At 44.0% G+C, this 22,178-nt stretch carries 41 protein-coding genes; 2 read left to right on the top strand and 39 right to left on the bottom strand.

Annotation, left to right across the window (positions count from 1 at the left end):
* Positions 1-289: 289 nt before the first annotated feature.
* The 32 genes from HFE01_RS01515 to HFE01_RS01360 all read right to left on the bottom strand — a co-directional run bounded on the left by HFE01_RS01515 (position 290) and on the right by HFE01_RS01360 (position 14,262).
* Entirely contained in the window at positions 290-685 is a 396-nt protein-coding gene (locus HFE01_RS01515; protein WP_167438251.1) for a hypothetical protein, read from the bottom strand.
* A 12-nt stretch (positions 686-697) separates the two neighbouring features.
* Complete coding sequence (locus HFE01_RS01510; protein WP_167438252.1) at positions 698-910, bottom strand: hypothetical protein; 213 nt, start codon at positions 908-910, stop codon at positions 698-700.
* A 1-nt stretch (position 911) separates the two neighbouring features.
* Positions 912-1,739, bottom strand: coding sequence for a BRO family protein (locus HFE01_RS01505; RefSeq protein WP_167438253.1), 828 nt, complete (start codon positions 1,737-1,739; stop codon positions 912-914).
* 142 nt (positions 1,740-1,881) lie between these two features.
* A complete protein-coding gene (locus HFE01_RS01500) occupies positions 1,882-2,349 on the bottom strand; it encodes a hypothetical protein (RefSeq protein WP_181955906.1) in 468 nt (155 codons plus the stop codon).
* Entirely contained in the window at positions 2,346-2,588 is a 243-nt protein-coding gene (locus tag HFE01_RS01495) for a hypothetical protein (protein WP_167438254.1), read from the bottom strand. The genes HFE01_RS01500 and HFE01_RS01495 overlap by 4 nt, the downstream gene beginning before the upstream one ends.
* A gap of 367 nt (positions 2,589-2,955) precedes the next feature.
* The gene (locus tag HFE01_RS01490; RefSeq protein ID WP_167438255.1) at positions 2,956-3,114 is read right to left on the bottom strand and encodes a hypothetical protein; all 159 of its coding nucleotides are present in this window, start codon (positions 3,112-3,114) and stop codon (positions 2,956-2,958) included.
* A gap of 44 nt (positions 3,115-3,158) precedes the next feature.
* Positions 3,159-3,506 (bottom strand): hypothetical protein, encoded by a 348-nt coding sequence (locus tag HFE01_RS01485; protein WP_167438256.1) that lies wholly within the window; start codon positions 3,504-3,506, stop codon positions 3,159-3,161.
* The gene (locus tag HFE01_RS01480; RefSeq protein ID WP_167438257.1) at positions 3,499-3,684 is read right to left on the bottom strand and encodes a hypothetical protein; all 186 of its coding nucleotides are present in this window, start codon (positions 3,682-3,684) and stop codon (positions 3,499-3,501) included. The genes HFE01_RS01485 and HFE01_RS01480 overlap by 8 nt, the downstream gene beginning before the upstream one ends.
* 41 nt (positions 3,685-3,725) lie before the next feature.
* A complete protein-coding gene (locus HFE01_RS01475) occupies positions 3,726-3,980 on the bottom strand; it encodes a hypothetical protein (protein ID WP_019686469.1) in 255 nt (84 codons plus the stop codon).
* A 31-nt stretch (positions 3,981-4,011) separates the two neighbouring features.
* Positions 4,012-4,179, bottom strand: a complete 168-nt coding sequence (locus tag HFE01_RS01470; protein WP_167438258.1) for a hypothetical protein — start codon at positions 4,177-4,179, stop codon at positions 4,012-4,014.
* A gap of 43 nt (positions 4,180-4,222) precedes the next feature.
* Complete coding sequence (locus HFE01_RS01465) at positions 4,223-5,419, bottom strand: phosphoadenosine phosphosulfate reductase domain-containing protein (protein ID WP_167438259.1); 1,197 nt, start codon at positions 5,417-5,419, stop codon at positions 4,223-4,225.
* Between the two features lie 34 nt (positions 5,420-5,453).
* Positions 5,454-5,789 (bottom strand): hypothetical protein, encoded by a 336-nt coding sequence (locus HFE01_RS01460; RefSeq protein WP_064963064.1) that lies wholly within the window; start codon positions 5,787-5,789, stop codon positions 5,454-5,456.
* Positions 5,790-5,823: 34 nt separating this feature from the next.
* On the bottom strand, positions 5,824-6,039 hold the full coding sequence (locus HFE01_RS01455; RefSeq protein WP_167438260.1) for a hypothetical protein: 216 nt from the start codon (positions 6,037-6,039) through the stop codon (positions 5,824-5,826).
* Positions 6,040-6,075: 36 nt separating this feature from the next.
* Positions 6,076-6,498, bottom strand: a complete 423-nt coding sequence (locus HFE01_RS01450; RefSeq protein ID WP_167438261.1) for a RusA family crossover junction endodeoxyribonuclease — start codon at positions 6,496-6,498, stop codon at positions 6,076-6,078.
* Positions 6,495-6,683: a hypothetical protein gene (locus tag HFE01_RS01445; protein ID WP_144390575.1), complete on the bottom strand. Its 189-nt coding sequence runs from the start codon at positions 6,681-6,683 to the stop codon at positions 6,495-6,497. Before HFE01_RS01445 ends, HFE01_RS01450 begins: the two co-directional genes overlap by 4 nt.
* A 25-nt stretch (positions 6,684-6,708) precedes the next feature.
* Complete coding sequence (locus tag HFE01_RS01440; protein ID WP_167438262.1) at positions 6,709-6,876, bottom strand: hypothetical protein; 168 nt, start codon at positions 6,874-6,876, stop codon at positions 6,709-6,711.
* On the bottom strand, positions 6,873-7,202 hold the full coding sequence (locus HFE01_RS01435; protein ID WP_167438263.1) for a hypothetical protein: 330 nt from the start codon (positions 7,200-7,202) through the stop codon (positions 6,873-6,875). Before HFE01_RS01435 ends, HFE01_RS01440 begins: the two co-directional genes overlap by 4 nt.
* Positions 7,203-7,230: 28 nt before the next feature.
* Entirely contained in the window at positions 7,231-7,470 is a 240-nt protein-coding gene (locus tag HFE01_RS01430) for a hypothetical protein (protein ID WP_167438264.1), read from the bottom strand.
* A gap of 36 nt (positions 7,471-7,506) precedes the next feature.
* A complete protein-coding gene (locus HFE01_RS01425) occupies positions 7,507-7,665 on the bottom strand; it encodes a hypothetical protein (protein WP_167438265.1) in 159 nt (52 codons plus the stop codon).
* A complete protein-coding gene (locus HFE01_RS01420) occupies positions 7,662-8,003 on the bottom strand; it encodes a BC1872 family protein (protein ID WP_243208115.1) in 342 nt (113 codons plus the stop codon). Before HFE01_RS01420 ends, HFE01_RS01425 begins: the two co-directional genes overlap by 4 nt.
* Before the next feature lie 63 nt (positions 8,004-8,066).
* Complete coding sequence (locus tag HFE01_RS01415) at positions 8,067-8,864, bottom strand: ATP-binding protein (RefSeq protein ID WP_167442845.1); 798 nt, start codon at positions 8,862-8,864, stop codon at positions 8,067-8,069.
* Positions 8,851-9,810: a DUF4373 domain-containing protein gene (locus HFE01_RS01410; RefSeq protein WP_167442844.1), complete on the bottom strand. Its 960-nt coding sequence runs from the start codon at positions 9,808-9,810 to the stop codon at positions 8,851-8,853. Before HFE01_RS01410 ends, HFE01_RS01415 begins: the two co-directional genes overlap by 14 nt.
* Before the next feature lie 11 nt (positions 9,811-9,821).
* Positions 9,822-10,142: a hypothetical protein gene (locus HFE01_RS01405; RefSeq protein ID WP_164964727.1), complete on the bottom strand. Its 321-nt coding sequence runs from the start codon at positions 10,140-10,142 to the stop codon at positions 9,822-9,824.
* A gap of 18 nt (positions 10,143-10,160) precedes the next feature.
* Complete coding sequence (gene ssb / locus HFE01_RS01400) at positions 10,161-10,586, bottom strand: single-stranded DNA-binding protein (RefSeq protein WP_167438268.1); 426 nt, start codon at positions 10,584-10,586, stop codon at positions 10,161-10,163.
* 13 nt (positions 10,587-10,599) lie between these two features.
* Positions 10,600-11,400 (bottom strand): PD-(D/E)XK nuclease-like domain-containing protein, encoded by an 801-nt coding sequence (locus HFE01_RS01395; RefSeq protein ID WP_167438269.1) that lies wholly within the window; start codon positions 11,398-11,400, stop codon positions 10,600-10,602.
* Positions 11,387-12,265: a hypothetical protein gene (locus HFE01_RS01390; protein WP_167438270.1), complete on the bottom strand. Its 879-nt coding sequence runs from the start codon at positions 12,263-12,265 to the stop codon at positions 11,387-11,389. Before HFE01_RS01390 ends, HFE01_RS01395 begins: the two co-directional genes overlap by 14 nt.
* A gap of 23 nt (positions 12,266-12,288) precedes the next feature.
* Positions 12,289-12,525: a hypothetical protein gene (locus tag HFE01_RS01385; protein ID WP_167438271.1), complete on the bottom strand. Its 237-nt coding sequence runs from the start codon at positions 12,523-12,525 to the stop codon at positions 12,289-12,291.
* A complete protein-coding gene (locus HFE01_RS01380) occupies positions 12,473-12,697 on the bottom strand; it encodes a hypothetical protein (protein ID WP_207714825.1) in 225 nt (74 codons plus the stop codon). The genes HFE01_RS01385 and HFE01_RS01380 overlap by 53 nt, the downstream gene beginning before the upstream one ends.
* 129 nt (positions 12,698-12,826) lie before the next feature.
* A complete protein-coding gene (locus HFE01_RS01375) occupies positions 12,827-12,982 on the bottom strand; it encodes a hypothetical protein (RefSeq protein ID WP_167438273.1) in 156 nt (51 codons plus the stop codon).
* 26 nt (positions 12,983-13,008) lie between these two features.
* A complete protein-coding gene (locus HFE01_RS01370) occupies positions 13,009-13,713 on the bottom strand; it encodes a Rha family transcriptional regulator (protein ID WP_167438274.1) in 705 nt (234 codons plus the stop codon).
* Between the two features lie 13 nt (positions 13,714-13,726).
* On the bottom strand, positions 13,727-13,960 hold the full coding sequence (locus HFE01_RS01365) for a helix-turn-helix domain-containing protein (RefSeq protein WP_152380804.1): 234 nt from the start codon (positions 13,958-13,960) through the stop codon (positions 13,727-13,729).
* Positions 13,961-13,980: 20 nt separating this feature from the next.
* The gene (locus HFE01_RS01360; RefSeq protein WP_019686451.1) at positions 13,981-14,262 is read right to left on the bottom strand and encodes a hypothetical protein; all 282 of its coding nucleotides are present in this window, start codon (positions 14,260-14,262) and stop codon (positions 13,981-13,983) included.
* Between the two features lie 177 nt (positions 14,263-14,439).
* Between HFE01_RS01360 and HFE01_RS01355 the strand changes: the two genes are divergently transcribed.
* A complete protein-coding gene (locus tag HFE01_RS01355) occupies positions 14,440-15,366 on the top strand; it encodes a helix-turn-helix domain-containing protein (protein WP_167438275.1) in 927 nt (308 codons plus the stop codon).
* 15 nt (positions 15,367-15,381) lie between these two features.
* Positions 15,382-16,578 (top strand): tyrosine-type recombinase/integrase, encoded by a 1,197-nt coding sequence (locus tag HFE01_RS01350; protein ID WP_167438276.1) that lies wholly within the window; start codon positions 15,382-15,384, stop codon positions 16,576-16,578.
* Positions 16,579-16,644: 66 nt separating this feature from the next.
* Here the strand turns inward: HFE01_RS01350 and groL are convergent, their stop codons facing one another.
* The 7 genes from groL to HFE01_RS01315 all read right to left on the bottom strand — a co-directional run bounded on the left by groL (position 16,645) and on the right by HFE01_RS01315 (position 21,927).
* Complete coding sequence (gene groL, locus HFE01_RS01345; protein WP_016821196.1) at positions 16,645-18,273, bottom strand: chaperonin GroEL; 1,629 nt, start codon at positions 18,271-18,273, stop codon at positions 16,645-16,647.
* Positions 18,274-18,346: 73 nt separating this feature from the next.
* Positions 18,347-18,628: a co-chaperone GroES gene (gene groES / locus HFE01_RS01340; RefSeq protein ID WP_007429271.1), complete on the bottom strand. Its 282-nt coding sequence runs from the start codon at positions 18,626-18,628 to the stop codon at positions 18,347-18,349.
* Positions 18,629-18,916: 288 nt separating this feature from the next.
* Positions 18,917-19,684 carry a twin-arginine translocase subunit TatC gene (gene tatC, locus HFE01_RS01335; RefSeq protein WP_016821197.1) on the bottom strand — a complete coding sequence of 256 codons (768 nt, stop codon included), beginning with the start codon at positions 19,682-19,684 and terminating at the stop codon, positions 18,917-18,919.
* 112 nt (positions 19,685-19,796) lie between these two features.
* On the bottom strand, positions 19,797-20,048 hold the full coding sequence (locus HFE01_RS01330; protein ID WP_044785777.1) for a twin-arginine translocase TatA/TatE family subunit: 252 nt from the start codon (positions 20,046-20,048) through the stop codon (positions 19,797-19,799).
* Positions 20,049-20,150: 102 nt separating this feature from the next.
* Positions 20,151-20,633 (bottom strand): MogA/MoaB family molybdenum cofactor biosynthesis protein, encoded by a 483-nt coding sequence (locus HFE01_RS01325; RefSeq protein WP_013369877.1) that lies wholly within the window; start codon positions 20,631-20,633, stop codon positions 20,151-20,153.
* A 113-nt stretch (positions 20,634-20,746) separates the two neighbouring features.
* On the bottom strand, positions 20,747-21,235 hold the full coding sequence (moaC, locus tag HFE01_RS01320) for a cyclic pyranopterin monophosphate synthase MoaC (RefSeq protein WP_017426496.1): 489 nt from the start codon (positions 21,233-21,235) through the stop codon (positions 20,747-20,749).
* Between the two features lie 38 nt (positions 21,236-21,273).
* Positions 21,274-21,927, bottom strand: a complete 654-nt coding sequence (locus HFE01_RS01315) for a 5-formyltetrahydrofolate cyclo-ligase (protein ID WP_044785776.1) — start codon at positions 21,925-21,927, stop codon at positions 21,274-21,276.
* Between the last annotated feature and the right edge of the window lie 251 nt (positions 21,928-22,178).

Below are 22,178 nucleotides of genomic sequence, written 5' to 3'. Positions count from 1 at the left end.
CTCCTGTACATAGCAAAAAGGACACCGTATACCGATGCCCTTATGCTTGCTTATTTGATATTGCCCGTAGTTCTATAGCGCCCGGGTGGAGCGCTTGGGAAGGAATCTAACCTTCTGACCATCCCCGCTTCCACACCACCGCGACTAGCGCTACAGTTAATCCCCTGTATTAGCGGGCTCAACCTTTTGTCATGGACGAGTCCTGCCATGGTAAGGGACAGCAGGGACACCCGGGCGTTAACCCTATGTCCCTACTTTAAAATGGTTTCTCCCCCAAATTGCCCCCACGTTACCCCCAACTTACCCCCAAAATTCCGCATAGCTTCAAGGTTTCTGCTATACTTTTGACTCCTTCGTCTATTCGACGGTCTATGGTGTTAACGCTCATGCCATGGTTCTGGAATTGAATCACAGTAAATTTATATTTACGCCCCTTAATGAAGCGGTGCTCAATGATCTTTTTGACCTCATCGTCTAAGATTAAATTGATTGCCATGTCTAATTCGGTGATCAATTTGCTCCACTCCTGATACACTTGCCTTTCTTCCGCCGTTAGAGACTCCTTACGGCCTAATGATTCGACGGTAAGGCGCATCTTAGGGTAATTGCCCAGCAACTTGCGTACGGCCTTCTTATCGGCTTCTGTGATGCTCGGGTATAGTTCCATTTGCTCTATCGCCCCCATCTTGTCGCTCCTTTATAGAAAATCAAATATTGTTGTCTGCCCCTCACGCGGCGAATCTGCCGAGTCCTGTATAAGCCCATCGTCCAGCATAAACTTAGGAGCCTCATAGAGATATCTTTCATGGACTGGATCTCCTTCACGTGAATGCGCTGGATTCTTAACCTCTGCTTTCTTCGTCCACACCCAAAAGCTCTTTGCTTTCACCATTGCGTTGTTATCTGCCATATCAAAACCTTGCTCCATACTCTAACCCCACTCGTTTCAGTAAGTCATAAAATTTATTAGGGTAGTAGTGCGGCGCTGTTTCTCTTGGATTATTCGGGCTAATGATGTTTTTCCCAAATTGAAGCCCCTCCTCTGTCAGCGACTTGAATTTCTTAATGTCGCTCTTTTTAGAGGGTCGTTCCCTTATCTCCAACAATCCGTGATTTATAAGCAGATTATTGAACTTCTCCGTAGCTAGCCTTATCCCGTTCTCTTTTAGTAATGTTGTAGCTGATTTCGTGTGTCCTTCATCTGCATATGCTGGTAGAGGAACATTCAATCCATGTTGCTTATTAAAATCCCCCAAAAGCTTCAAACGGCCAGAGTCAGGTAAGCGAAGTACATCTGCAGAAACGCTCAACATGTAGGCTTCTTTCTTAAAGTGAATTAGTTCCGGTTCTGATGATCCTGGCATCTCATATTTTCCGGTTTTCTGTACTGACGGCATTACGTCTTCATATAACCAATCTTGAAACGCTTCTGCTTTCGTCTGCCCTGATTGTCCCATTACACGATTTAGAGAAAAGTTAGAAATAAATTTTTCTCCAGTGCTATGCAACTTCCTAACATGGCGATTCACCATGTTTGAATTTTTAACAAGGTAGACATGGCTTTCCTTACAGAACTTCAAAACTTCGCTTGTAGCTGAGTTACCTTGATAATCTAAAGCATCCGCAACGCTCTTTGCGTTGATTATGAAGTCCCCTTTGAACTGAAAATTTACGTCCTCTGGCATTAATACCATTACTGGATGTTTCCCCTCAAAAAACATTAGTTGATTGTTACTCATTTCTTCTCTCCTTTCTAGTCACCCATTATCTTTCCTTCGCTCAAAGTGTTCGGCTCAATATGCTCAATCAACATATACCTATCTATACTGACTACACCCACATATAACAGTAATGCGCATAATATAGAGGTATAGGCTCTTATCATTGGGTGTCTCCTTTATCTTGCAGGAGAGACGCTTGTTTAGGTTGAACATGCGTATAGAGTATTTGCCACATACACTCTGCTGCAGCTCCTGGATTTTCATGAAGCTCATATTCAGCAATAGAAAAAGCTATTGCACTGCGTAACTTAGTAATCTCTGCATCCTTTTGTTCTATTTCTGCCTCTGCCTTCGTTAAATCATCATTCCAGCCCATTGCAGCTTTCTGGAACCGTTCGTATTCCCTTTCAAGTGCTGCATATTGTTGGAGCCAGTAAGGAAGGGCTTCAAGTCCATCTAATATAATCTCAGCGTTGCTCATGCCTACATCCCCAGCAATAACCTGCGCAAATGTATAATTAGCATCCTTTGCTACAATATTTCCTTCACCATTAAAAGTGATTTCATAAATCCAGCCCTTGGCTTGTTCTGACAGTTTCATATCCTCTTGCCAGTTACGTTCTGTCATGAAATCACATCCCCCGGTGTATTAATGACTGCATAATGAGACACATAATCACGAAATCCCTCTTTACCAAACTCTGTTTCAACATAAAACATATTATCTATAGCGTCATATACAGCCCAAACCATAGCCGCTGTTGATAAATAGCGAGTGGCTAGATTAATGAGATAGTGTTCTTCTTCCAGGTCGCCCGGGTTTTTGGGATCATATTTAATCCATTGGATACTTTGTTTATCTGGCATCTATATATCCTCCCTTAGTGGGTGTAGGTCCTACACCCTGTAGCGTATTTTTAACTCTCCAAGCAAGTCCCACGACATTTACTCTTAGAAAGAGAGCATTTATAATGGGTTCACACCGCTTTCCTATGGAGTGGTGGTTCATATCTCTCCCTCCATATTTAACGTTCCTAGCGACAATATGGGGGGGCCACTATCTACATTGATCCTGACTGGATAATGTCATATAAGCAGCCTCTGCCCTCTCTCGGGGGCTGGCATTAATAAGCTCTGCAATCCGCACAAGTAAGGTTTCAGTAAATATGTGTCCCCACTTGATTTCCTGTAAGTTTTGAACGATGGTCTGTCATGTCCAACATATCTATATTTTTCATTTTTTTCTCAGCTCCACATTGGGTTTATATTTTTGTTTGACCAGTGAATAAGCAGAATTAGCAACTTTTCTTATCCATTCCTGGTTGATTGCTATTTCCTCATCTGACATTTCAGTTATCTCATCCAGTGCTTTGAGCACTTCATATTTTTTCACATCTATCATCCTTCCAACGCTCCAGGAGCGTATTGTATTGGTGGTTACTCACTTAATGCTGTACCAATAATTCCTTCGATCCTATCTAAATCGCCCCACCGTGCAGCGTTATGAACATCGCTTAATGCTTTGCGAAATTTATCTCTTTCCTCTCTCAATGTGTGCAAGTCCTCGGTAAGCTGTTTTGCCCCTGAAGTATGGAGTTTATCCATTTCTTGTAGCTGGGCTACCTGCTGCTGGAGTGAGTCTACCAGGGCAAGCAGATTCATATATTCAGCATTTGGGTCTGTCGTAATCTCTGGGAAGTCCGGTTCCAAACGGTGACTCAGAATTCCTTCTTCCGAACAAATTAACTCTGACCCATCCAACAATTTATATGTCCGTTCACTCACCTTTACCGCCTCCCACCTTTTCGTATTTCAATTCCTCTCCCCGGAATTTTTGAATTTTTCCGTTATGATCCAGCTTGATGGAGTAGTACATTTTCGTGTAAATCTTCTCAGCGTTAACGACTGTGCCGGACTTGCCATATACTGTTACTCGATCGTTTTTTTTAGGACGAATACTCATCACTTATCGCTCCTTATATAGGGGTATAGGGTAAGAGGCTGTTATGCCTCTCCCTCACTTGCCTTCAATCTTGCCATCTCCACTTTGTATCTATCTTTAATAAAGTTAATATGTCTGTCATTCCTCGTATTCGGGTGACGATGAGATTGTTTTAGGTATTCAGTTCCAACATGATCTATGCTTAATTGAGGACTGTCCCACCATGAATCGGTACTGATGCCGCGTCCATCCGTAAAACGTGACATGTAGCCTCGTTTCGTCTGACATTTCCACATTTCAAATTTTAGTCTCGGCATAATGTATTTCTCTCCTTTATAGGTAGTAGGCTCATAAACTGTATTCTTTGATCCACAATCCGTCTTTGTACACTGCTGCACATGGGTGAGTAGCGGAAAGTAATTCCCGTGCCTGTTTCAAGACGCCGCGCAAACCGTTGTCAGAACGAATTGTTTGGACATGGTTTCCGTCCGGATTATATAGCTTTATTTCAAACATGCTCTTAGCTCCTTTGGTATAGGTAGTAGGGGGTGTATCCCCCTTATATCTGTTCTGCCGTTTCTGGCATGTCGTGATAGACATTCCATACAAGCTGGTAGCCTTCCCTGATCCCTTTGATCTTAGTTTCGTAAAAACGACCAACCTCCGCAGCATCTTCCACCCATGGGCATTCTCTCAAATCCTCTTCCCACTGTCGGTGGATCAGGTCATCCAGCTCCTGCGAATAGATAAGCTTTTGCGGTTCCACTCCATGCATCCGGGCCAGTTCCTCATTCTCACGTTCTGCCTGTCTGACAGCCTCATAGAGCTGCATACGGGCCTTAACCGTAAATGTACCTTTGCCATACTCCAGCACCGTACCGTCTCGCTTGCGGCCTGCCTTATTGCATGGGTCCTTGTACATCTCGATCATCAAGTTACGTAATCCTACATACGGCTGAAGCCATGGGTTATGCTTGGCAAACTCTTGCGAACTCTTGTCGATCTTTACGACCGGGCAGATAATGCACCCGGTACGCGCTCCGCACGGATCGTCTGTTTTTTCATCCGCACCAGCCTTATGCTGTCTCAGTCCACATTCCCCAGTAGCCTCCTTGTAGAGCTGGCCTAACTGCTCTGCATCGCCCCATGCCATGCCTTCACGAACCAAGTAGCTCCATACATCGTCCAACGTAAAATTTACGATTGGCATAAACTCTGTATCTGAAAAGAACTCGGACACTTGACGGTTCTTAATGTTCTCCTGCCGGGCTGCCGACTCGCTCATGCGGACCCCTGTTACCGTAAGAGCTGGAGCAATAGCTTTGTGCTCTTTTTGGGATGGCTCAATTTTGAGCCGCTCCGTACACCAGCGGTTCATGCGGCTCTTAGGTAGCGGATATCCGCGTCCCACTGTCAGATACATAAAACTCTTTACAATAGGTGCAGCAACTTCAACGATCTTCACGGGCAGTCCCTGTTCCTCAACTAGCCGCTTGATCTTTGCCAGCTCCGATTGCTTGAGTGGGTCCGTAACAAAATCCAAGTTGGTATTGGCTGTAGTAAGATACACATCCCTCGTAAGCGCGTCAGGCTTGTACGTTTTAAGCTGCATCAGCGACCGGACAACAATGTCAAAAGCTACTGTGCTGTCTTTGCCGCCGCTGTATGCCACCACCCATGGTCCTGGCTTACTCTCATCTGTATATGCTTTAAGCATCTCCGCCATAGCGATCAAGCGCTTTTGCTTATAGTCCAATGTGCTGTTCCCTCCTTCTTATCCCCTATGGGGCTTAATCGTTAATGCCAGGTACCTTAATACCTGCTATTTCAAGAGCCTTTGCCATACCTTTTCGATATATTACGTTCTCCGTGTCATATTCAGCTAAATAACCTTTTGGTTCTTTGAAATGTGCAAGCATCCGTTCTTCCATCGTTAATTCAACTTCATAACCGTTATAAAGAGCACGTATAAGCAAATCCAATTCCATGCCGTTTGCACCTTCAAAGTCTTTCGACCATTTTTCGGGATACTCAACATGCATTCTTACAATGGACGACTCAGAATGTACTTTCCTAAGCAGATCAACAGCCTGCGCCTGAGCCTTCGTAATCTTCACTTTATCCATGTGTTTGTCCTCTCTGCCCTTGGGGGCTATATATTTAATCCTCTGGAAGCAGCTTGTTAAATGCTCTACGGTATAGCTCCGATACTTTTACTTTCTTAGGTCGCCCATCTTGACGAACGTTTACCATCCGGTTGCTCTCTTTCACCAAAACCGGGAATCCTGTTTTCGGATGTGATGCAAATACTTTTTCGTCTTCGTCGATACGATATGGATAATAGCCAGGGATATATTTAAGAGTTTTGTTCTCCATTTACAACACTCCTTTATACGTTGTTATATGAATTATTTATATTATTTCTTGCGTTTCCTCACCGATCTGCCATACCTTTACCTCAATCTCTGGATGGTCAGAATAATATTTGCGCGTTACCAGCGCCACTACCTGAGAATCATCGTTCCACGCTATCTTATTTAAGGCATCGAATATACCTTTTACACAGTTGTCAATATCAGGTTTGATTGTCGGCAGTTCTTGGGACTCTAGCGCCTCTTTTAATCGCTTTTTAGTCCACGACTTAGGAAACGGGTATCTGAATCCTACTTCGACCGCTACGGGCCCTTCTAGCGGCTCTAAGAACTGTTTCCGTGCTACAAATCCGATCATTTGTTTGTAAGACAGATACCTTTGAGCGCTCTTGCTTGTCCATTTGCTCCGTTGCGTCATTCTTACTGCTCCCATAGGAGGTTCGTTTATCACAAAAGTAATCATGCCATCGCCCCCAATGCTCCGCCTGGACGCTTACCTATACAGCGTTTTTTAATACGGTCTACTGCTAACATCATTACTTCGTCTGGGTCACGCCCAAGTTCTTCCCCAATTTGCTGCAAACTAATTCCCGATGACCACATTTCGTCAAATTGTTGTACTTGGTGCTGATCCCATGTAAAGTCCATTTCTTCACACGCCAGATAAATGCTCCTACGCTTGTTTTTCAGCTTGTTGTATTCTTCTCGTGCCATCCGTTACACCTGCCCTCCGGTAGATTTCTTTAGCCAGTTCTTGACGATAATCCGTACAAAGTGTGTTGTCATAAAAGTTTATGATTAAATCCGCATCGTCCAATTGTTTGGGGTCTATTGGATTCATGGGGTATCCTCTCCTTTCAAAGCTGCACGTGCACGTTCGCCTTTGTCGAATACGATTGGGGCGGAATTGGTTCGATAACTTGGCATTCCTTTAGGAGAAAATACATTTTGAATCTCTTCCATCGTTTCGGTGTATGTGGATGTATCCTCATAAAACTCTAGTGCCTTATCCTTAATCTCTATCTGTTGTAGGAGGTAGCCGATTATGTCGTATGCTTTCTGAGAAGGTTCATTTGGATATCTCACTTGTTTGGATTCTGGGTATTTTTTAATACGTCGTTCTTCTCTCTCATGCCATTCTCGTATCTCTTGTATCTTCTTATCCATGGTTTAGACCTCCTTGATTGATAATGATTTAAGCGTCATACACACCTAGTTGATTTAGCTCATATCCAGCGCTAACTCGACCGCCAGACGTTATTTCTGATTCTTCATAATCTACGTGAAACACTTTTCCGTCCAAGTTGATTTGCCAAGCTTCTGGCAGTATCAAGATGCTGTCTACCAGCAATAGAGAAAAATCATCATTTGTTTCAACGAAAAACCGTTGTTCTGGTTCAAGTTTAATTTCGATTTCCTTGGTCACTCTTTTCATATCCCTTATTCCTCTCCTTGCCCTTTAGGGGCTGAATTAATAGCTATCCTCGTAAGCAACAAACTCTTGTCCGACCAAATCACAAAGCTTTTCTAGCGCACTGTCATAGGCATGGGATAAGGATACGATTCGTTCTCCGTACTCTTCCCGTTCTTGTTTCAGGTCTTCGATTATTTTTTCTATATCCTTTTTCATTCCTCTATCCCCTCTCCTTGGGTTAATACGGCTATTAGAGCTGCTAAACATACCGCTTCCTGCGCCGTTGTGGCAGGCACTTCAATTGGACCCGAATCTGCATCATTCCAAAACGTGCAGATGTACTCCGCTAGGCTTATTTCAAAGATTTTTGTTCTGGTCAGTTTCATGATCGGATATTTTTGTGATACTTCCCATGCTGCGCCTATGTCAGTGCTGTACATTGCTGGTGACGTTGAATAACCTTTACTGTTAATGATCATCCCCGGTCTGATTCGATCCGCCTTATATCCCATCACAGCCGTAGCAACCCATATATCTCGCTCTTGTGGTTTCATACTATTCCATTTAGCTATTACTTCATCCCTGGTCATAGGGTATCTTCTTCCCTTCTTATTGGACTATGAGCCTTGCTGTATGCGTTTCATAGCGTCTTCACGCCGTTTTGATGTTCCGGTATTGTGGTAGATATCCAAGCTTTTCAAGATGCGGTCAAATAGTCGGCCTTTCTTATCAATGACGTTCCCCCACTTATCTTTAAATAGCCATTGCTCCAATTCGTCTAAGTCAAGATTGGATGTAATATTAGTCTTTTTACCTTGTCTGCCGTTAAGAATAGGGAACAGTACGTCCTTATATTCATCCGCCAGCAAGTCCCCAGCTCCTAATTCATCTAACGTCAACAAATCGCACGATACAGCGCCATTGATTACGTCAGTTAAGTTTATTTTTGAATCGAATCTAGTAGCTGTTTTTGCTAGTTTCATGAGCTGAGGTACGTCCAAAAACAAGCAAACATAACCTTGTCGATTCAACTCATGGTGTATAGCCGCCATCAAATGGCTTTTCCCGTTCCCAGGATCCCCGTAGAACAACAATCCGGTCTCTCGGGTCTCGTAGGTATCAATAAAGTCTAACGCCGCTTTATACACCTGTTCCGTGCCTGTACGTGGCAAGAAACTTTCAAAGGACGCTCGTTTAAGCTCTTCGTTCATTATGCTTCTCGCAAATACACGTTCCATTTGCCCTCTGCGGTGCCTTCGGTCACTTTCTAACTGTGCCTTTTCGCTTTCTTCCTGTACGCATTTACATGCCCGATTAAGGCCCCATTGTTTCTTAGGTGGGAAATAGGTTCGTTTAATCTGCTGGCGACACTTGATGCAGCAGTACACACCCTCAAACTCGCTATCTGCGAACAAACATGTCGTACTTCGAACCGGCGCCCGTGGATCCGTGGGAATCTCCTTCCGCTCCGAGCCGATCTTGTTGATTGCTTCCGCTATCGGTGAACGACCAACTGTCCTGGCCGGCTTGTGCTTGACCGTTTGCATCATGTTTTGCAGGAGTTGCTTGTCCTCCGCTGAAAGGTTGAGATTGTTGATGTCCAAATGCTGAACCTCCTTCCAGGTAATCTTTGTATCTATCCTCGTTTAAAAAGGTTTTAGGATGCTTGATAAACTGAGATTCTGTTTTGAGTTGCAGACATTGAACACAGTAATTAATTGCACATTGAATAATAGTCTCCGGTCGCTCTCCTGCCTTAATGATTTTCTGCCATGTTTTATAGCAATCTTTCTTTCCGATCTTTTTCGGGTATTCATTCCAGAATGATTCAAATTCATCAGAGTACATATCTTTTAAATCATTTTTATTTCTTTTACTTTCCTTTACTTTACTTTCCTTTAAAGCATCGTTTTTTGATTCGTCCGCATATGCGTTCGCATCCAAATCGCATTTATCATTTTCGGTCGATTCGGAAGAACCCTTATCTGGCGCGGCTTTTTTGCCCCATCGTGCTTCTGCTGATTTTCTAGCTTTTTCCGATTTCCGTTCCCGTTCCTGCATTCTTCGAAGCAATGAAGCACTCCAAAAGTGCGTTGCATCTGCTGCAAAAAGGTCAAATTCAGTTATGCAATCTTGTATGAATTTATGCGCCGTTTCAGAATCGCATTGCATTTGTGATGCGAACGCATAGTAAGCGTATTTCGATCGCATATCCAATTTGTATCCGTTAGATTCCCTCATCATTTCTACTAGAATCCAGTACCACCCGTACCCTTCCGATCCATAGACACCTCGCATGGCGGTAATCTTAGGATCGTGACGGGCGTTACTGTCATGAGAGAAGTAATATGCCTCTTTCATTTCACCACCCGCTATTCTTTTGCTGATTTAACCAGCGTTGCCATCGCCCTTCTAGCCCGTATTCCTTCTGGCGTTTCATCAAGCCAGTCGTGGCATGCCGTGCATAAATGTAATAAGTCCGTTACTCTCGTTTTATGGTTAATATGCTTCCTACCGATCAAGTGAGCTCGTTCGGTAGCCAGTGCGTTGTCACAAAGCTCACAGAGCCCATGTGACCGCGCTTTAAGCTGCTTATCTACCTGCTGGCTTATATCGCCTTTCTGCTTCTGTGTGAGCTTCACACGTTTGCTTTTGGCTGGTTTAGGAGCTGGATGAAATCCGTACTGTATCATGCTGCATGCCTCCAATCTCTAAAAAGGAAGATCTTCGTCTGCGATATCAATTGGTTTTCCATCATCGGAAAATGGATCATTGTTATTTTTGGACCCGGCCTGCTGTCTACCAGCACTATCATTCTTGCTTGATTCAAGGAACCGGACGTTATCAGCCACAATTTCAGTGACGTAAACACGCTTTCCCTCACTGTTTTCATAGTTCCTCACTTGAACCCGACCTTCTACAGCGGTTAGGCGCCCTTTTTTCAGATAATTAGCGCACGTCTCGGCAAGCTGCCGCCAAGTTACGACCTGCAAGAAATCCGCTTCCCGTTCGCCATCCTGATTTGTGAAAGGTCTGTCCACTGCTAGGGTGTATGTGCAATTCGCCACACCAGACGGTGTATATCGTAATTCAGGATCTTTGGTCAAACGCCCAATCAATATCACTCGATTTAACAATGTGGTATCCCCTTTATCTATTAATCAAATCCGAATAGTGGATTATTTGGTTAAGTTGTTTCGTCTCCCGGCAATAACGGCAGCGTTCGCAACGGTGTGGTTTTACTAAGCCCGCTTTGACTTCGATCAAGTGCGGCATGTTCGCCGCTATACCTTCAAGTTCACGTTTTATGTCAAAACCATTTATCCCTATAACCGCTTTGTCTGGCGGGTCCTGCTTGGATACCGCGACAATAATAGGTTCAATCCATCCGTCGCGCCCTTGAACAATTCGCTCAATCTCCGCATACAAAGCCATTTGAGTTACATAATGATTCTGCTGAACAAATGACACATAACCATTCTCTGAATCCCAGGATTCCTTATGAATTTCTTGAACTGTTTTGATATCTGAAAATCGGTTGCGCTCCAGCGCGTAATTATCCATCTTGATTTTCCAATTAGCTCCCGCAAAATTGGCAGTCATAATGACCTCTTTTTTTCCTTGCAGAACAAACATACAAAGCGCATCATTCTCTATGGTTTCTATCATTTTGTTAGCATATTGGAACTGCGATTTTAGTTTTCCCTTAGTCCCACCACGAGAGGAAATTATTTCAGGGTTACTATCTTTGAATCTTTGAAAAGCTTCTGGTCCCTCAAAATAGGCATGCACATAGGAGCCGACTAGAAGCGCATCTGTAGCTGGTTCTGTCCAGCCTTGAAGCCTAGCCATAGCTCGCGCTTCACAGTCCCGGAACTCCTTATACTGGCTGTTACTCCAATAGGCTAGGTTGGCTTCCTGAGAATAATAGTTTTCTTCATTCAGCAGCATCAGGATCACCGTCCGCCTTTGCTTTTTCCGCTTCTTGTTGCGCCTTAAACTCCAATTCAGCAGCGCTAGGAACATGGACCGCCCCAAAGTCAAAATAGTCTTCGCGCTTCGCCATGTTGTCCCTTAGGGACCGCCATACATTACCGATACGCAAATAGTCATTTTCCGTAAAAGCATCTTGAGAGCAACCAATATACTTTTCAATCATTTCCTTGCTCACGCCGTATTTTTCTTGAAATTGTTGGAACGCCTTTCGTACACGATCCGCAAGCGGTTCTGTATAAGCGTTAACAAGCGTTTCACGGCATTTTGCCAGTGCTGCATCTACTATATCTCCCGGGATTACCCCAAGGATGCATGCACGCATCCTACGGCTTCCCATATTAGCTACAACCTCGTAAACGTCACGTGCTTCAGTGAGCTGCTTTGTGGTGCTGCCCGCCTTGCGCTCGTGCTTGACTGTAAAAACGATTTGACGGCGTGTATTCGTTTCAATGTCCCATGCATAGGCCATAGCCTTTGACTCACCGTTCCGTTGCTCCAGCTCAATCAACCCATAGTCAATGTTCCCCCAGGACTGCGCCAAAACCTCAGCCAGTCGGATAGATGGACCAGAAACCTTGCTACCACCTTTCGGATATTCATATTCCGCTTCTTCTGCAAGCTTCTTCCGCTGACAAGAGAGCATGATACGGTTAAAAGATGCCTGTTGATCCCGTGGGAACTGCTTAGCCATGAAAATAGCAGCTTTTACTTCTTCTGTTTGGCGTGTCACTGCCATTTCTGTAGTTGTCGATCTAAAGGAAGGCGGCGCCTCTGGTAAGTAATTTTGGTAGTCAATTGGTTGTTGATCGTCAAAACTCATATTTACATCCTCCTAAAATTTTGTTATAGTGACCGTGAAATGTTTATTAATTCGTTCGATTCGACTCTGGTTGCACCCAGGGTCGTTTCACTTTCTATGGCATTACGCACGTCATACAGAGCTTCAAGCACATATTGTAACTTTCCGTCCCTGAAGATAAGCAAAGGCTCTACGATGTTATTGAGCGATTTACCACGTATCTCCGTATCAGCTTGAAGCTCCTCCAGAACCCGGATAGCTTGTTCTAACGGCGTTTTCACGTTTGGCCCCCTCCTTCTGCTCACGTCTAATTCGACGATATTCCTGATATGTTACATCGCTGCTGAATTTGAAAATCACAGTTCCGTTCGGATGCTCTATAGCTTGTCCGCCTACTTGGGATAAAGCGCACAGATCCGCGTAACTACTACTGCCTTTGCACCTTACTTGCATATGCATCATCCATCACCCTCACTAGGACCTGATTTTTACATTCAACGGCATCTAGCATGCATTCCTTACAATGTGGTTCCTCATGTTCGTATACCAGATACTTTGCCTCAGTTCCGCATCCGCAAGTAATCATGAGACACCCAATACAACGCGCAAGTCCAAAATCTCTTTAAGCATCCAGCCAAAAGATGCTTGAGATACTTCTGGATGAACCCAACTCGGGTTATTTGCTAATGTATCGTACATATTTTCAAGTTCGTTTAACCGTTTTTGTGCGTCGTGCATAATCATTCTCCTTTCTTAATAGGGAATTAAAATAACTTCTGACCATTCGTTTCTTCAATCTCGATCATTAGATTGTTAGGCGGCGTCCAACTGGCTACATACTTTAAGCCCCGCTCACAATCTTTCTTCAATGTGTTGTTATAAGAGTTAATGCCAAAGTATTCTTGGTAGTCGTTCCACAAAGCAGAATATGCGCTAGAACGAATGCCGCTGTGCTTGTAAGCTGCTGATTTTCTTCCTCCAAGAAACCCAACCACCCTTGAACTACCAGCTTTTTTAAGGGCTCGCTGTTGTCCATAGTCAATCGTTGTAGTGTTTTCGATCCTATCCATACGGCTTTCAATCTGTGGAAGCTTGTCCATTACATCAGCAGTCTGGCGAAGTGCTATGGCGATAGCAGCGTTGGAATCAAGTACAGGCGGCTTACTCATCGTTTCCTTCATCCGATTGAACTCTGTGATGTACATTTCTTTGAAGCGTGCAGCTTCTTTTCCTGTGTAGCCCATTGCCAAGAACGAGAAACCGTCTTGAGAGATAATGTATTTTTGTTGTGTACGATTGCGTGAATCAGTGTAATCAATGAGTCCAAAATTGGACTCTATAAATTCCTCGCTGCACTCAAGTGATTTGATATCCCGTAGCACATGTTTGTGTTCCTTTTTAAATACCTCCGCTACTGTGAGGCTGTCTGTGACGGTTTGTCCATTTTCAATGAATACTAATTGAGTCATACTGTTTCTCCCCTCAAGCAAAATTTTTAAGGTGTTTTTGTTTTAAGTTATCTTTCCACGCTCTTACATCTTCTTTATCCGCGCGACGGGAAGTGCCTATGAAATAATTCGGGATGCCACCATGTGAAGGACTAAGGTCGAATATGTCATAAACAGTACGCCGGGTTAGTCCAAAAAAATCAGCAATGTCTTGAGCAGTCAAACTGTCTGGGAGTTCATCCCAATGCTTTTTTTTCGTCTTTGTCATTACATACACCTCGTTTCTACTTAGGTTAATGCTGGAACGCTCTTCTTTTTCTTTTTCACATCTTCAACTTCTTCAATGTAAAAATAGTCTTCGAATCTCCCGCCAAAGACTTCCATCACACCAGCTATGAACTGGTTACCAGGTGCATTATGGCGTTCATCATCTACAGGAAGTTTAGTTCTCCAAATTTGAGTAAGATTCACATTCATCAGATCAGCAAGTTCTCTATCCGTAGTGATATCCTTATCAATTTGAGCTTTCATTAGCTCTTTAACTTTTAGTCGGACGACGAATTTTTTCATTGTATCACCCCTTGAATTGCGTCCTCGCAATTTATTATTTTGTAATTTCGTCCTCGCAATTTAAGTATATTACAGCGATTACGAGCGCGCAATATGTTTTGGGTAAATAATTGCGTGCACGCAATATTTATGTTATAGTTTCTTTAGCCATTAGATGAAGGGAGATTTTTGAAGGCAATGAGCGAAAAAACAATAGGTGAAATTATTAAAGAAAAAAGACTTGCAAGCGGTTATAAAACAAAGAAAGATTTTGCTGACAAGAGTGGAATCTCGGCTGCCACTCTCACTCGAATTGAAAAGAATGCGCAGTTACCTTTGCCTAACACTCTTATGCAAATTTCTCGTCATCTGGATGGGGTTACATACGGTGAACTAATGAAAGTGGCGGGTTATCTCGAGGGGTTAGAAGAAAATCATGAGACGTTTCTTGCTAATTTCATGAACGAAAACGAGGAACTCGACAACCGAATTTATGCCCTTATTGATAAAGTGTTCTTATTTACAAATGTTGATAAAGACTTACATAGAGAAATTGTTAGCTTATTCGTCGATCCACAGACTGCGGATTTGTTTTCCCATGCTACTTTAGACGATATTAAATCTGAGTATCTGCGTGGCGATCTTAACATTGAACAAAAGAATGACGTAATTAATACTCTTGAAAATATATTGAATAAGTATTCTCCAAAACTAGGAGAGTATTTGACTCTAGTCAAATACGCAAAACCGATACCTCTGATCGGATCAATCTGTGCTGGTGACGGGATAATTGCAGAAAACAATATTGAAGAATACATAAACTATCCTTTTATGAAACAAAAACAACCAGACTATGCTCTAAGAGTAAAAGGTGATTCTATGGTCAATGCAGGCATTAATGATGGCGACATTGTTTTCATGAGGAGAGAAAACTGGGCGGAATTCAATGGACAAATCGTTGCTGTTATCGTTAACGGCGAAGAAGGCATTTTAAAGAGAATGAAATGGTCTGAAGGTTCTGCAAAATTTAACCTTGTTCCAGAGAATGATTCTTATCAGTCCATGGAGGTGACACCAAATGAATTTATAGTTTGTGGAGTTTATGTAGGGCATTTCAGACAATAAAAGGAGTGTTAGAAATTGGAAGGAAGTTTCTATAAAAGAGGGTCAACCTGGTCATTTATGATTAGCATAGGTACTGATCCGAAAACAGGTAAAAGAAAGCAAAAGGGAAAAGGCGGGTTTAAGACTAAAAAAGAAGCGCAAGCTGCCGCCGCGGATATGCTGTCCGAGATAAATCGAGGCGTATTCAAAGAAGAAACCAAAGCGACTTTTGAAGAATTAGCGGACAAGTGGTTGAAATATTATAGTTCTCATGGTAAACCAAAAAAAGATGGTACGATCCGAATCAGAACTAATGAAAAAGAAAACTTGTCACCATTCTTTGCAAAGCTCAATGCAGCTTCAATCACTGAACAAATGTATCAGGATGCACTCATAAGTCTACAGAATAAACTAGCAGACAATACGTTATCAGGTGTACACTCAACCGGCAGAATGATATTTTCATACGGTTTAAAAATTGGGGCTTTGAAAACAGATCCTACATCAACTGCTTTTGTGCCTAAGCGTCAGAAAACAGTCCAAGAGCTTGAAGAAAATAACGAGCTACCTAAGTATTTAGAAAGGGATGAACTCGTCCATTTTCTACAGATCGCTCAAGACCATGGATTGGATAATGATTTTGAAACCTTTAATACATTGGCCTATACAGGCGTGAGAGTCGGTGAGTTATGTGCATTAAAAAGACTGGATGTCAACTTCGAAGATGACAAGATAAGAATAACGAAAACTCTATATAACCCAAATAATAATTACGCTCTTTACAAACTCAACACACCTAAAACTGTATCATCGGTTCGCGAAATAGATGTTGATCACGAAATCATTATAGGATTCCAAAACTTGTTAACCATTCAACAAATAGAGAAATCAAAAAGACCAAAAACTTATCACGACCAAGGTTTCATATTCGCAAGAATCGGTAAATTCGCTGGATATCCTCAAGTAATAAAAATGGTTGAACTTCGGATGAAGCGATTACTAAAACTAGCTGGCCTAAATCCCGATCTTACCCCCCACTCACTTCGCCACACTCATACATCACTATTAGCTGAAGCCGGAGCCACTCTTGAACAAATCATGCAGCGGTTAGGACATGCAAACGATGAGATAACACGCAGAATATATCTTCATATAACTAAGCCAAAAAGAAAAGAGGCTGCTCAAAAGTTCAGCGAACTAATGAGAGCCTCAAAAAAATCTGATCAGAGTTAACAAAATGTTAACAAATCAATATAGCAATCCATCAAACCCTTGGTGCAACAAGGGTTTTTTGGTTTATTACATCATGCCGCCCATTCCGCCCATGCCGCCCATGTCAGGCATTGCAGCCTTTTCTGGTTCTGGCTTGTCAGCGATCACTGCTTCAGTAGTCAGGAACATAGCCGCTACGGAAGCAGCGTTTTGCAATGCATAACGAGTTACTTTCGCAGGGTCAACGATACCTGCGTCAATCATGTTTACCCACTCGCCAGTAGCTGCGTTGAAACCAACGCCTACTTCTTCGCGTTTCAGACGCTCAACGATAACAGAGCCTTCTTCGCCTGCATTAGCAGCAATTGTACGGATTGGAGCTTCCAGAGCGCGCAACACGATGTTGACGCCTGTTTGCTCGTCGCCTTGCAGCTCAACAGCAGCAACTGCATTGTATACGTTCAGGAGCGCTACACCACCACCGGATACGATACCTTCTTCAACCGCAGCACGGGTTGCGTTCAGAGCATCTTCGATGCGCAGTTTGCGTTCTTTCAATTCTGTTTCAGTAGCCGCACCGACTTTGATTACTGCTACGCCGCCGGACAATTTAGCCAGACGCTCTTGCAGTTTCTCTTTGTCGAACTCGGAAGTAGTTTCTTCCAATTGCGTACGGATTTGGCTAACACGAGCGTCGATGTCGGCTTTGTTTCCAGCACCGTCAACCACAATCGTGTTTTCCTTTGTAATACGCACTTGACGTGCTGTACCCAATTGGTCCACAGAAGCTGTTTTCAGGTCCAGACCGAGTTCTTCTGTGATTACTTGGCCGCCTGTCAGGGCAGCGATATCTTGCAGCATTGCTTTACGACGGTCACCAAAGCCAGGAGCTTTAACAGCTACAGCATTGAATGTACCACGCAGCTTGTTGACAACGAGCATAGCCAGCGCTTCGCCTTCGATGTCTTCAGCGATCAGAACGAGTGGCTTGCCTTGTTGTACGATTTTTTCAAGCAATGGCAGGATTTCTTGTGTGTTTGTGATTTTCTTGTCAGTAATCAAGATATATGGATTGTCCAGTACAGCTTCCATTTTGTCCGTATCTGTAATCATGTACGGAGAAATGTAGCCACGGTCAAACTGCATACCTTCAACTACTTCCAGTTCTGTTGCAAAACCGCGGGATTCTTCAACAGTGATGACACCGTCTTTGCCCACTTTTTCCATAGCTTCAGCGATCAGTTCGCCTACTTCATCATCAGCAGCGGAAATACCAGCTACTTGAGCAATGGATTGTTTGCTTTCGATTGGTTTGGAGATAGCTTGCAGTTCAGCAACTGCTGCTTTAACCGCTTTGTCGATCCCTTTACGGATACCGATTGGGCTTGCGCCAGCAGTTACGTTTTTCAAACCTTCAGTGATGAGGGCTTGAGCCAAAACAGTAGCCGTAGTCGTACCGTCACCAGCTACATCGTTTGTTTTGGTTGCTACTTCTTTAACCAGTTGAGCGCCCATGTTTTCGAACGCGTCTTCCAGCTCGATTTCTTTTGCAATCGTTACACCGTCATTAGTGATGAGCGGGCTACCGAATTTTTTCTCCAGTACAACGTTACGGCCTTTCGGTCCGAGTGTTACTTTAACAGCGTTAGCCAATGCATCTACCCCGCGCAGCATGGAGCGGCGAGCGTCTTCACTGAATTTAATGTCTTTAGCCATTTGTGATAAACCTCCCTATGGATTATGAATGATTTGTTTCAATTCCTATATTTAGGTCTTGTCCGGGTTCCGGTTAACCGATGATCGCGTGAATATCGCTTTCTTTCATAATCAAATATTCTTTACCTTCATATTTGATTTCCGTTCCAGCGTATTTGGAGAAAATGACACGGTCGCCTTCTTTTACTTCCAGAGGAATACGGGCACCGTCTTTCAATGCGCCTGCGCCAACCGCGATAATTTTGCCTTCTTGCGGCTTTTCCTTGGCAGAGTCAGGAAGTACGATTCCGAAGGAAGTCGTTGTTTCTTGCTCAATTGCTTCCACCAATACGCGTTCACCCAAAGGTTTGATCATGAAAAATAGCCTCCTTATTAAGTGTTTATCCTGTAATTTGGTTGTTATGTTGTATGTATTAGCACTCAACAGTCGTCAGTGCTAACAACCAACTTTATGATACTCAACTTGAGATTGAATTTCAAGTCCCTAATGTATTTTTTATGGGAATTTTTATGGGCAGCCATTCTCGATTATATCCACCTATCCTAAAAATAACCGTTAACTCAAGGCTAATGGTTATTTTTAAGACAGCTATGTTGATCAATTTTAGAGAAATTAGTTATTGAGCCGTTCAGGCCCTGCTTATTATTCCGCAGCTACACGCAATTGGGCCTCCCGTTCCTCCTGTGCACGCAGTTGCTTGCGGTACACGACTGATGACAAGTATACACTCGCTTCATACAGCACCAGCAACGGAATCGCCACCAAAAAATCGGATATAAAATCCGGCGGAGTGATAACAACAGCGACAAAAACAAGCAGGAAATAAGAAATCTTCCGCCATTTGCGAAGCCTCATCGGGGTTAATACACGAATCCCTGTCAGAAACATGATCAGCAGGGGGAGTTCAAACAGCAACGCTACAGGCAACACAATATTAAACATAAAGGTGAAATATTGTGCAATACCGTACGTTTCCTGCAATCCCATACTTTTGGTGACGGACGATGTAAACTGAATCGCCATCGGGAAAATAATGAAATAAGCAAAAGCTGCACCAATAATGAACAAAAGCAGCACATAAGGCACATATCGCAAGGTTGCACTCCGTTCTTGCGGCCTTAATCCCGGGCTGACAAACTTCCACAATTGGTAGCATGCAAATGGTAACGCCACTGCAATCCCAATGATCATGGCGATCTTCATGTAGATACCGATTCCGTCCCAAAAGGAAAATGCATTTAACTGAAAAGCTTGCGCCGAACCGGAGCGAATAAGCCAGTTATAGACAGAACCCGCCGCGAACAATCCACCAACCAGCGCCAATACAAATACAATCAGCACATAAATTATTCGTCGACGAAGCTCACCCAGATGTTCCATTAGCGGCATTTCATGCTCTGATGGGGTCAAGCCTATTCCTCCTTTCTGAACGGAACGCAGCAGCGCCTCCTAAAAAATAAAGCCCTTCACTGAAGAAGAGGCTCATGTATATTATACAAGCAGCAAAAATGAATAACTAAATCTATGACAAGCGTTTATCCTCAGGCTGAGGTTGAACTTCTGAAGACGTCGTCTGTGTTGCTTGGACCACACTATCTTTGCTTTCTTTACGCCCAGTCCGTTCATCTTCAGATAAGATATCGCGTGCCCCGTTTTTAAATTCACGGAATGTACGCCCTACAGCTCGGCCCAGCTCAGGCAGCTTGTTCGGACCAAAAAGCAGCAGCGCCAGAATAATTAACAAAATATAACCCGGTGCTCCAATATTGGGCATGTGTAGTAATCCTCCTTATGTTGACGGACAAAATGAGAACCTCTGTCCATATACGGCCATATAAATTCTTACAGGTATCATACCACACACACGGGCTGCCTTCTACCGGAACTGACCTGTCACCATGAGCAGCGCTTCCGGGAGCTGATCCATAATTGCTGCCAAGTTTTCATGCACGCCTTTGGGCGTTCCTGGCAAATTAACAATCAATGTACGTCCGCGTATCCCCACGATTCCACGAAAAAGCATGGCCGCCGGATTTTTCTGCATCACGATCATTCTCATGGCTTCCGCCATACCTGGCACTTCCCGCTCCACGACCCGTCTGGTCGCCTCAGGTGTCACATCACGGATCGCCAGTTCGGTTCCGCCCGTAGTTAGCACCAAGTCTGCATGAAAATAATCGGTCATTTCGATTAAAGCCGCAATAATCTCATCCGGTTCATCGGGAACGATCCGGTATTCCACAATCTCTCCGCCCAGTTCTTCTTCGACGAGTTCCCGGATGACCTGTGCGCTTGTATCCTCACGCTCTCCCCTTGCCCCTTTATCACTGGCTGTTAGGATCGCCGTTTTCCACACCATAAGATCACCCTTCTCCTATCATGAAAGAATACTTTCTCTTCTGAAAATCAGAAACAGCCACGCTGCATCCTCCATCACATCACAGTACCCTCTCGGCGACAATGTTGTCTATGTCAAGGTTTCCGGTGGTCCTCCCTTTGAAAATCCCCATGCTTGCCACCCGTTTTGGATTGCAGCATGGTAGGGCCGATGATCATATCTTTTTGCAGCGCCTTGCACATATCATACACGGTTAACGCTGCGGCTGAAGCCGCTGTCAAAGCTTCCATTTCTACACCCGTCTTACCCTCGGTCTTCACTTCAACTTCAATATGAAGCACATCATGTCCATTATCGGAAAAAGTAATGTTCACGCCTGTCAGAGCCAGCGGATGACACATCGGTATCCAGTCTGACGTTTTTTTCGCGCCTTGAATCCCCGCGACCTGGGCCACAGCAAGAACATCACCCTTGCCGATTCTGCCTTCTTTTACAGCCGTCAATGTAGCCGGGTTCATCGTAATCTGAGTCACGGCGACTGCTGTACGAACCGTAGACGTTTTGCCCGAAATATCTACCATACGAGCTCGTCCCTGTTCGTTAAAATGAGTAAAGGAATCCACGACTCCCTCACAGCTCCTTTCACATACCCAACTTTACTTCATTCATCATTTGTCGATTTTGCATGGTTACAATCTAAGCGTCCTTCAGGTGTAAACAGCACGTCCACTCGCAAATCTCCTGGCTCCATGGGTACTTGTGCCAACAATTGTCCCGGCAGCAGCAGCGAGACATAAAGCGGACCTAAAGAGCCGTTTTTACGCTTCTCTGCTTCTACCTGTGCGGTAAAGCGATCATAGTAGCCTCCGCCATAGCCGATTCTGCCTCCACGACGATCAAAGGCCAAGCCGGGCACAACAACCCAGTCGATTCCCGTCCACATTTCAGGCAACCATTTCTTGCATGTCAATGCAGGCTCAGGGATGTTCCATACGCCGGGCACCATATTTTCATACTGATCCATCTCCCTCAGCTCCATGGTTCGGGTTACCGAATCCACTCTCGGGGCCAAGACACGATCTCCCTGTGACCAGCAATGCTCAATGAGGGGAGTCGTAGAAATCTCGCTGCCAAAAGAGAGATAACTAAATAATGTTAGCTTATCCCCGTTTCTGTCTATTCTAAGCTGCTCCCATGCCTCGATTGCATGCCGACAGGCCACAGCCGATGCCTTCTGCCTTGTCAGCGGGTCCATGGAGTCACGCGCTTCCCGTTGCTGTACACGCAGCGCGTTCTTCACATTACAGACATCCACACATCCGCCCTCCCGCACAATCGTCGATAATCATCAAAACGTTACAATTGTCCCATTTGTCAGTAAGTGCTGTACGTTGCAAGTTTTTTTCATTCTTTTTCACTTCTCGTTTAAGTTTATCATTGTTTATACAAATTGACTATACGAGGCTCAAGGGTTTCGGGGGTGAAAGCAGTGCAATAGTGGGTAATTTCATGTAAACTGGAAAGAAGGTACCTGCGAAAAAGGCAGGAAGAACTGTGCAAAATGTA

The organism is Paenibacillus sp. EKM10P, assembly GCF_011800655.1.
Lineage (GTDB): Bacteria > Bacillota > Bacilli > Paenibacillales > Paenibacillaceae > Paenibacillus > Paenibacillus polymyxa.
This window is presented reverse-complemented; position numbering and strand designations above follow the sequence as displayed.

Bases quoted from the DNA above. Each gene is read 5' to 3' on its own strand.
- HFE01_RS01425 (WP_167438265.1), bottom strand. From the start codon at position 7,665: ATGAAAAAGGATATAGAAAAAATAATCGAAGACCTGAAACAAGAACGG.
- HFE01_RS01355 (WP_167438275.1), top strand. From the start codon at position 14,440: ATGAGCGAAAAAACAATAGGTGAAATTATTAAAGAAAAAAGACTTGCA.
- HFE01_RS01430 (WP_167438264.1), bottom strand. From the start codon at position 7,470: ATGAAAAGAGTGACCAAGGAAATCGAAATTAAACTTGAACCAGAACAA.
- HFE01_RS01420 (WP_243208115.1), bottom strand. From the start codon at position 8,003: ATGAAACCACAAGAGCGAGATATATGGGTTGCTACGGCTGTGATGGGA.
- HFE01_RS01380 (WP_207714825.1), bottom strand. From the start codon at position 12,697: ATGCAAGTAAGGTGCAAAGGCAGTAGTAGTTACGCGGATCTGTGCGCT.
- HFE01_RS01460 (WP_064963064.1), bottom strand. From the start codon at position 5,789: ATGGATAAAGTGAAGATTACGAAGGCTCAGGCGCAGGCTGTTGATCTG.
- HFE01_RS01405 (WP_164964727.1), bottom strand. From the start codon at position 10,142: ATGATACAGTACGGATTTCATCCAGCTCCTAAACCAGCCAAAAGCAAA.
- HFE01_RS01360 (WP_019686451.1), bottom strand. From the start codon at position 14,262: ATGAAAAAATTCGTCGTCCGACTAAAAGTTAAAGAGCTAATGAAAGCT.
- HFE01_RS01435 (WP_167438263.1), bottom strand. From the start codon at position 7,202: ATGGATAAGAAGATACAAGAGATACGAGAATGGCATGAGAGAGAAGAA.
- HFE01_RS01325 (WP_013369877.1), bottom strand. From the start codon at position 20,633: ATGGTGTGGAAAACGGCGATCCTAACAGCCAGTGATAAAGGGGCAAGG.
- HFE01_RS01500 (WP_181955906.1), bottom strand. From the start codon at position 2,349: ATGACAGAACGTAACTGGCAAGAGGATATGAAACTGTCAGAACAAGCC.
- HFE01_RS01410 (WP_167442844.1), bottom strand. From the start codon at position 9,810: ATGAAAGAGGCATATTACTTCTCTCATGACAGTAACGCCCGTCACGAT.
- HFE01_RS01480 (WP_167438257.1), bottom strand. From the start codon at position 3,684: ATGAGTATTCGTCCTAAAAAAAACGATCGAGTAACAGTATATGGCAAG.
- HFE01_RS01455 (WP_167438260.1), bottom strand. From the start codon at position 6,039: ATGGAGAACAAAACTCTTAAATATATCCCTGGCTATTATCCATATCGT.
- HFE01_RS01515 (WP_167438251.1), bottom strand. From the start codon at position 685: ATGGGGGCGATAGAGCAAATGGAACTATACCCGAGCATCACAGAAGCC.
- HFE01_RS01330 (WP_044785777.1), bottom strand. From the start codon at position 20,048: ATGCCCAATATTGGAGCACCGGGTTATATTTTGTTAATTATTCTGGCG.
- HFE01_RS01445 (WP_144390575.1), bottom strand. From the start codon at position 6,683: ATGGACTTTACATGGGATCAGCACCAAGTACAACAATTTGACGAAATG.
- HFE01_RS01390 (WP_167438270.1), bottom strand. From the start codon at position 12,265: ATGAGTTTTGACGATCAACAACCAATTGACTACCAAAATTACTTACCA.
- HFE01_RS01370 (WP_167438274.1), bottom strand. From the start codon at position 13,713: ATGACTCAATTAGTATTCATTGAAAATGGACAAACCGTCACAGACAGC.
- HFE01_RS01470 (WP_167438258.1), bottom strand. From the start codon at position 4,179: ATGTTTGAAATAAAGCTATATAATCCGGACGGAAACCATGTCCAAACA.
- HFE01_RS01440 (WP_167438262.1), bottom strand. From the start codon at position 6,876: ATGAATCCAATAGACCCCAAACAATTGGACGATGCGGATTTAATCATA.
- HFE01_RS01365 (WP_152380804.1), bottom strand. From the start codon at position 13,960: ATGACAAAGACGAAAAAAAAGCATTGGGATGAACTCCCAGACAGTTTG.
- HFE01_RS01475 (WP_019686469.1), bottom strand. From the start codon at position 3,980: ATGCCGAGACTAAAATTTGAAATGTGGAAATGTCAGACGAAACGAGGC.
- HFE01_RS01375 (WP_167438273.1), bottom strand. From the start codon at position 12,982: ATGCACGACGCACAAAAACGGTTAAACGAACTTGAAAATATGTACGAT.
- HFE01_RS01510 (WP_167438252.1), bottom strand. From the start codon at position 910: ATGGCAGATAACAACGCAATGGTGAAAGCAAAGAGCTTTTGGGTGTGG.
- HFE01_RS01395 (WP_167438269.1), bottom strand. From the start codon at position 11,400: ATGCTGCTGAATGAAGAAAACTATTATTCTCAGGAAGCCAACCTAGCC.
- HFE01_RS01505 (WP_167438253.1), bottom strand. From the start codon at position 1,739: ATGAGTAACAATCAACTAATGTTTTTTGAGGGGAAACATCCAGTAATG.
- groES (WP_007429271.1), bottom strand. From the start codon at position 18,628: ATGATCAAACCTTTGGGTGAACGCGTATTGGTGGAAGCAATTGAGCAA.
- HFE01_RS01450 (WP_167438261.1), bottom strand. From the start codon at position 6,498: ATGATTACTTTTGTGATAAACGAACCTCCTATGGGAGCAGTAAGAATG.
- HFE01_RS01495 (WP_167438254.1), bottom strand. From the start codon at position 2,588: ATGCCAGATAAACAAAGTATCCAATGGATTAAATATGATCCCAAAAAC.
- groL (WP_016821196.1), bottom strand. From the start codon at position 18,273: ATGGCTAAAGACATTAAATTCAGTGAAGACGCTCGCCGCTCCATGCTG.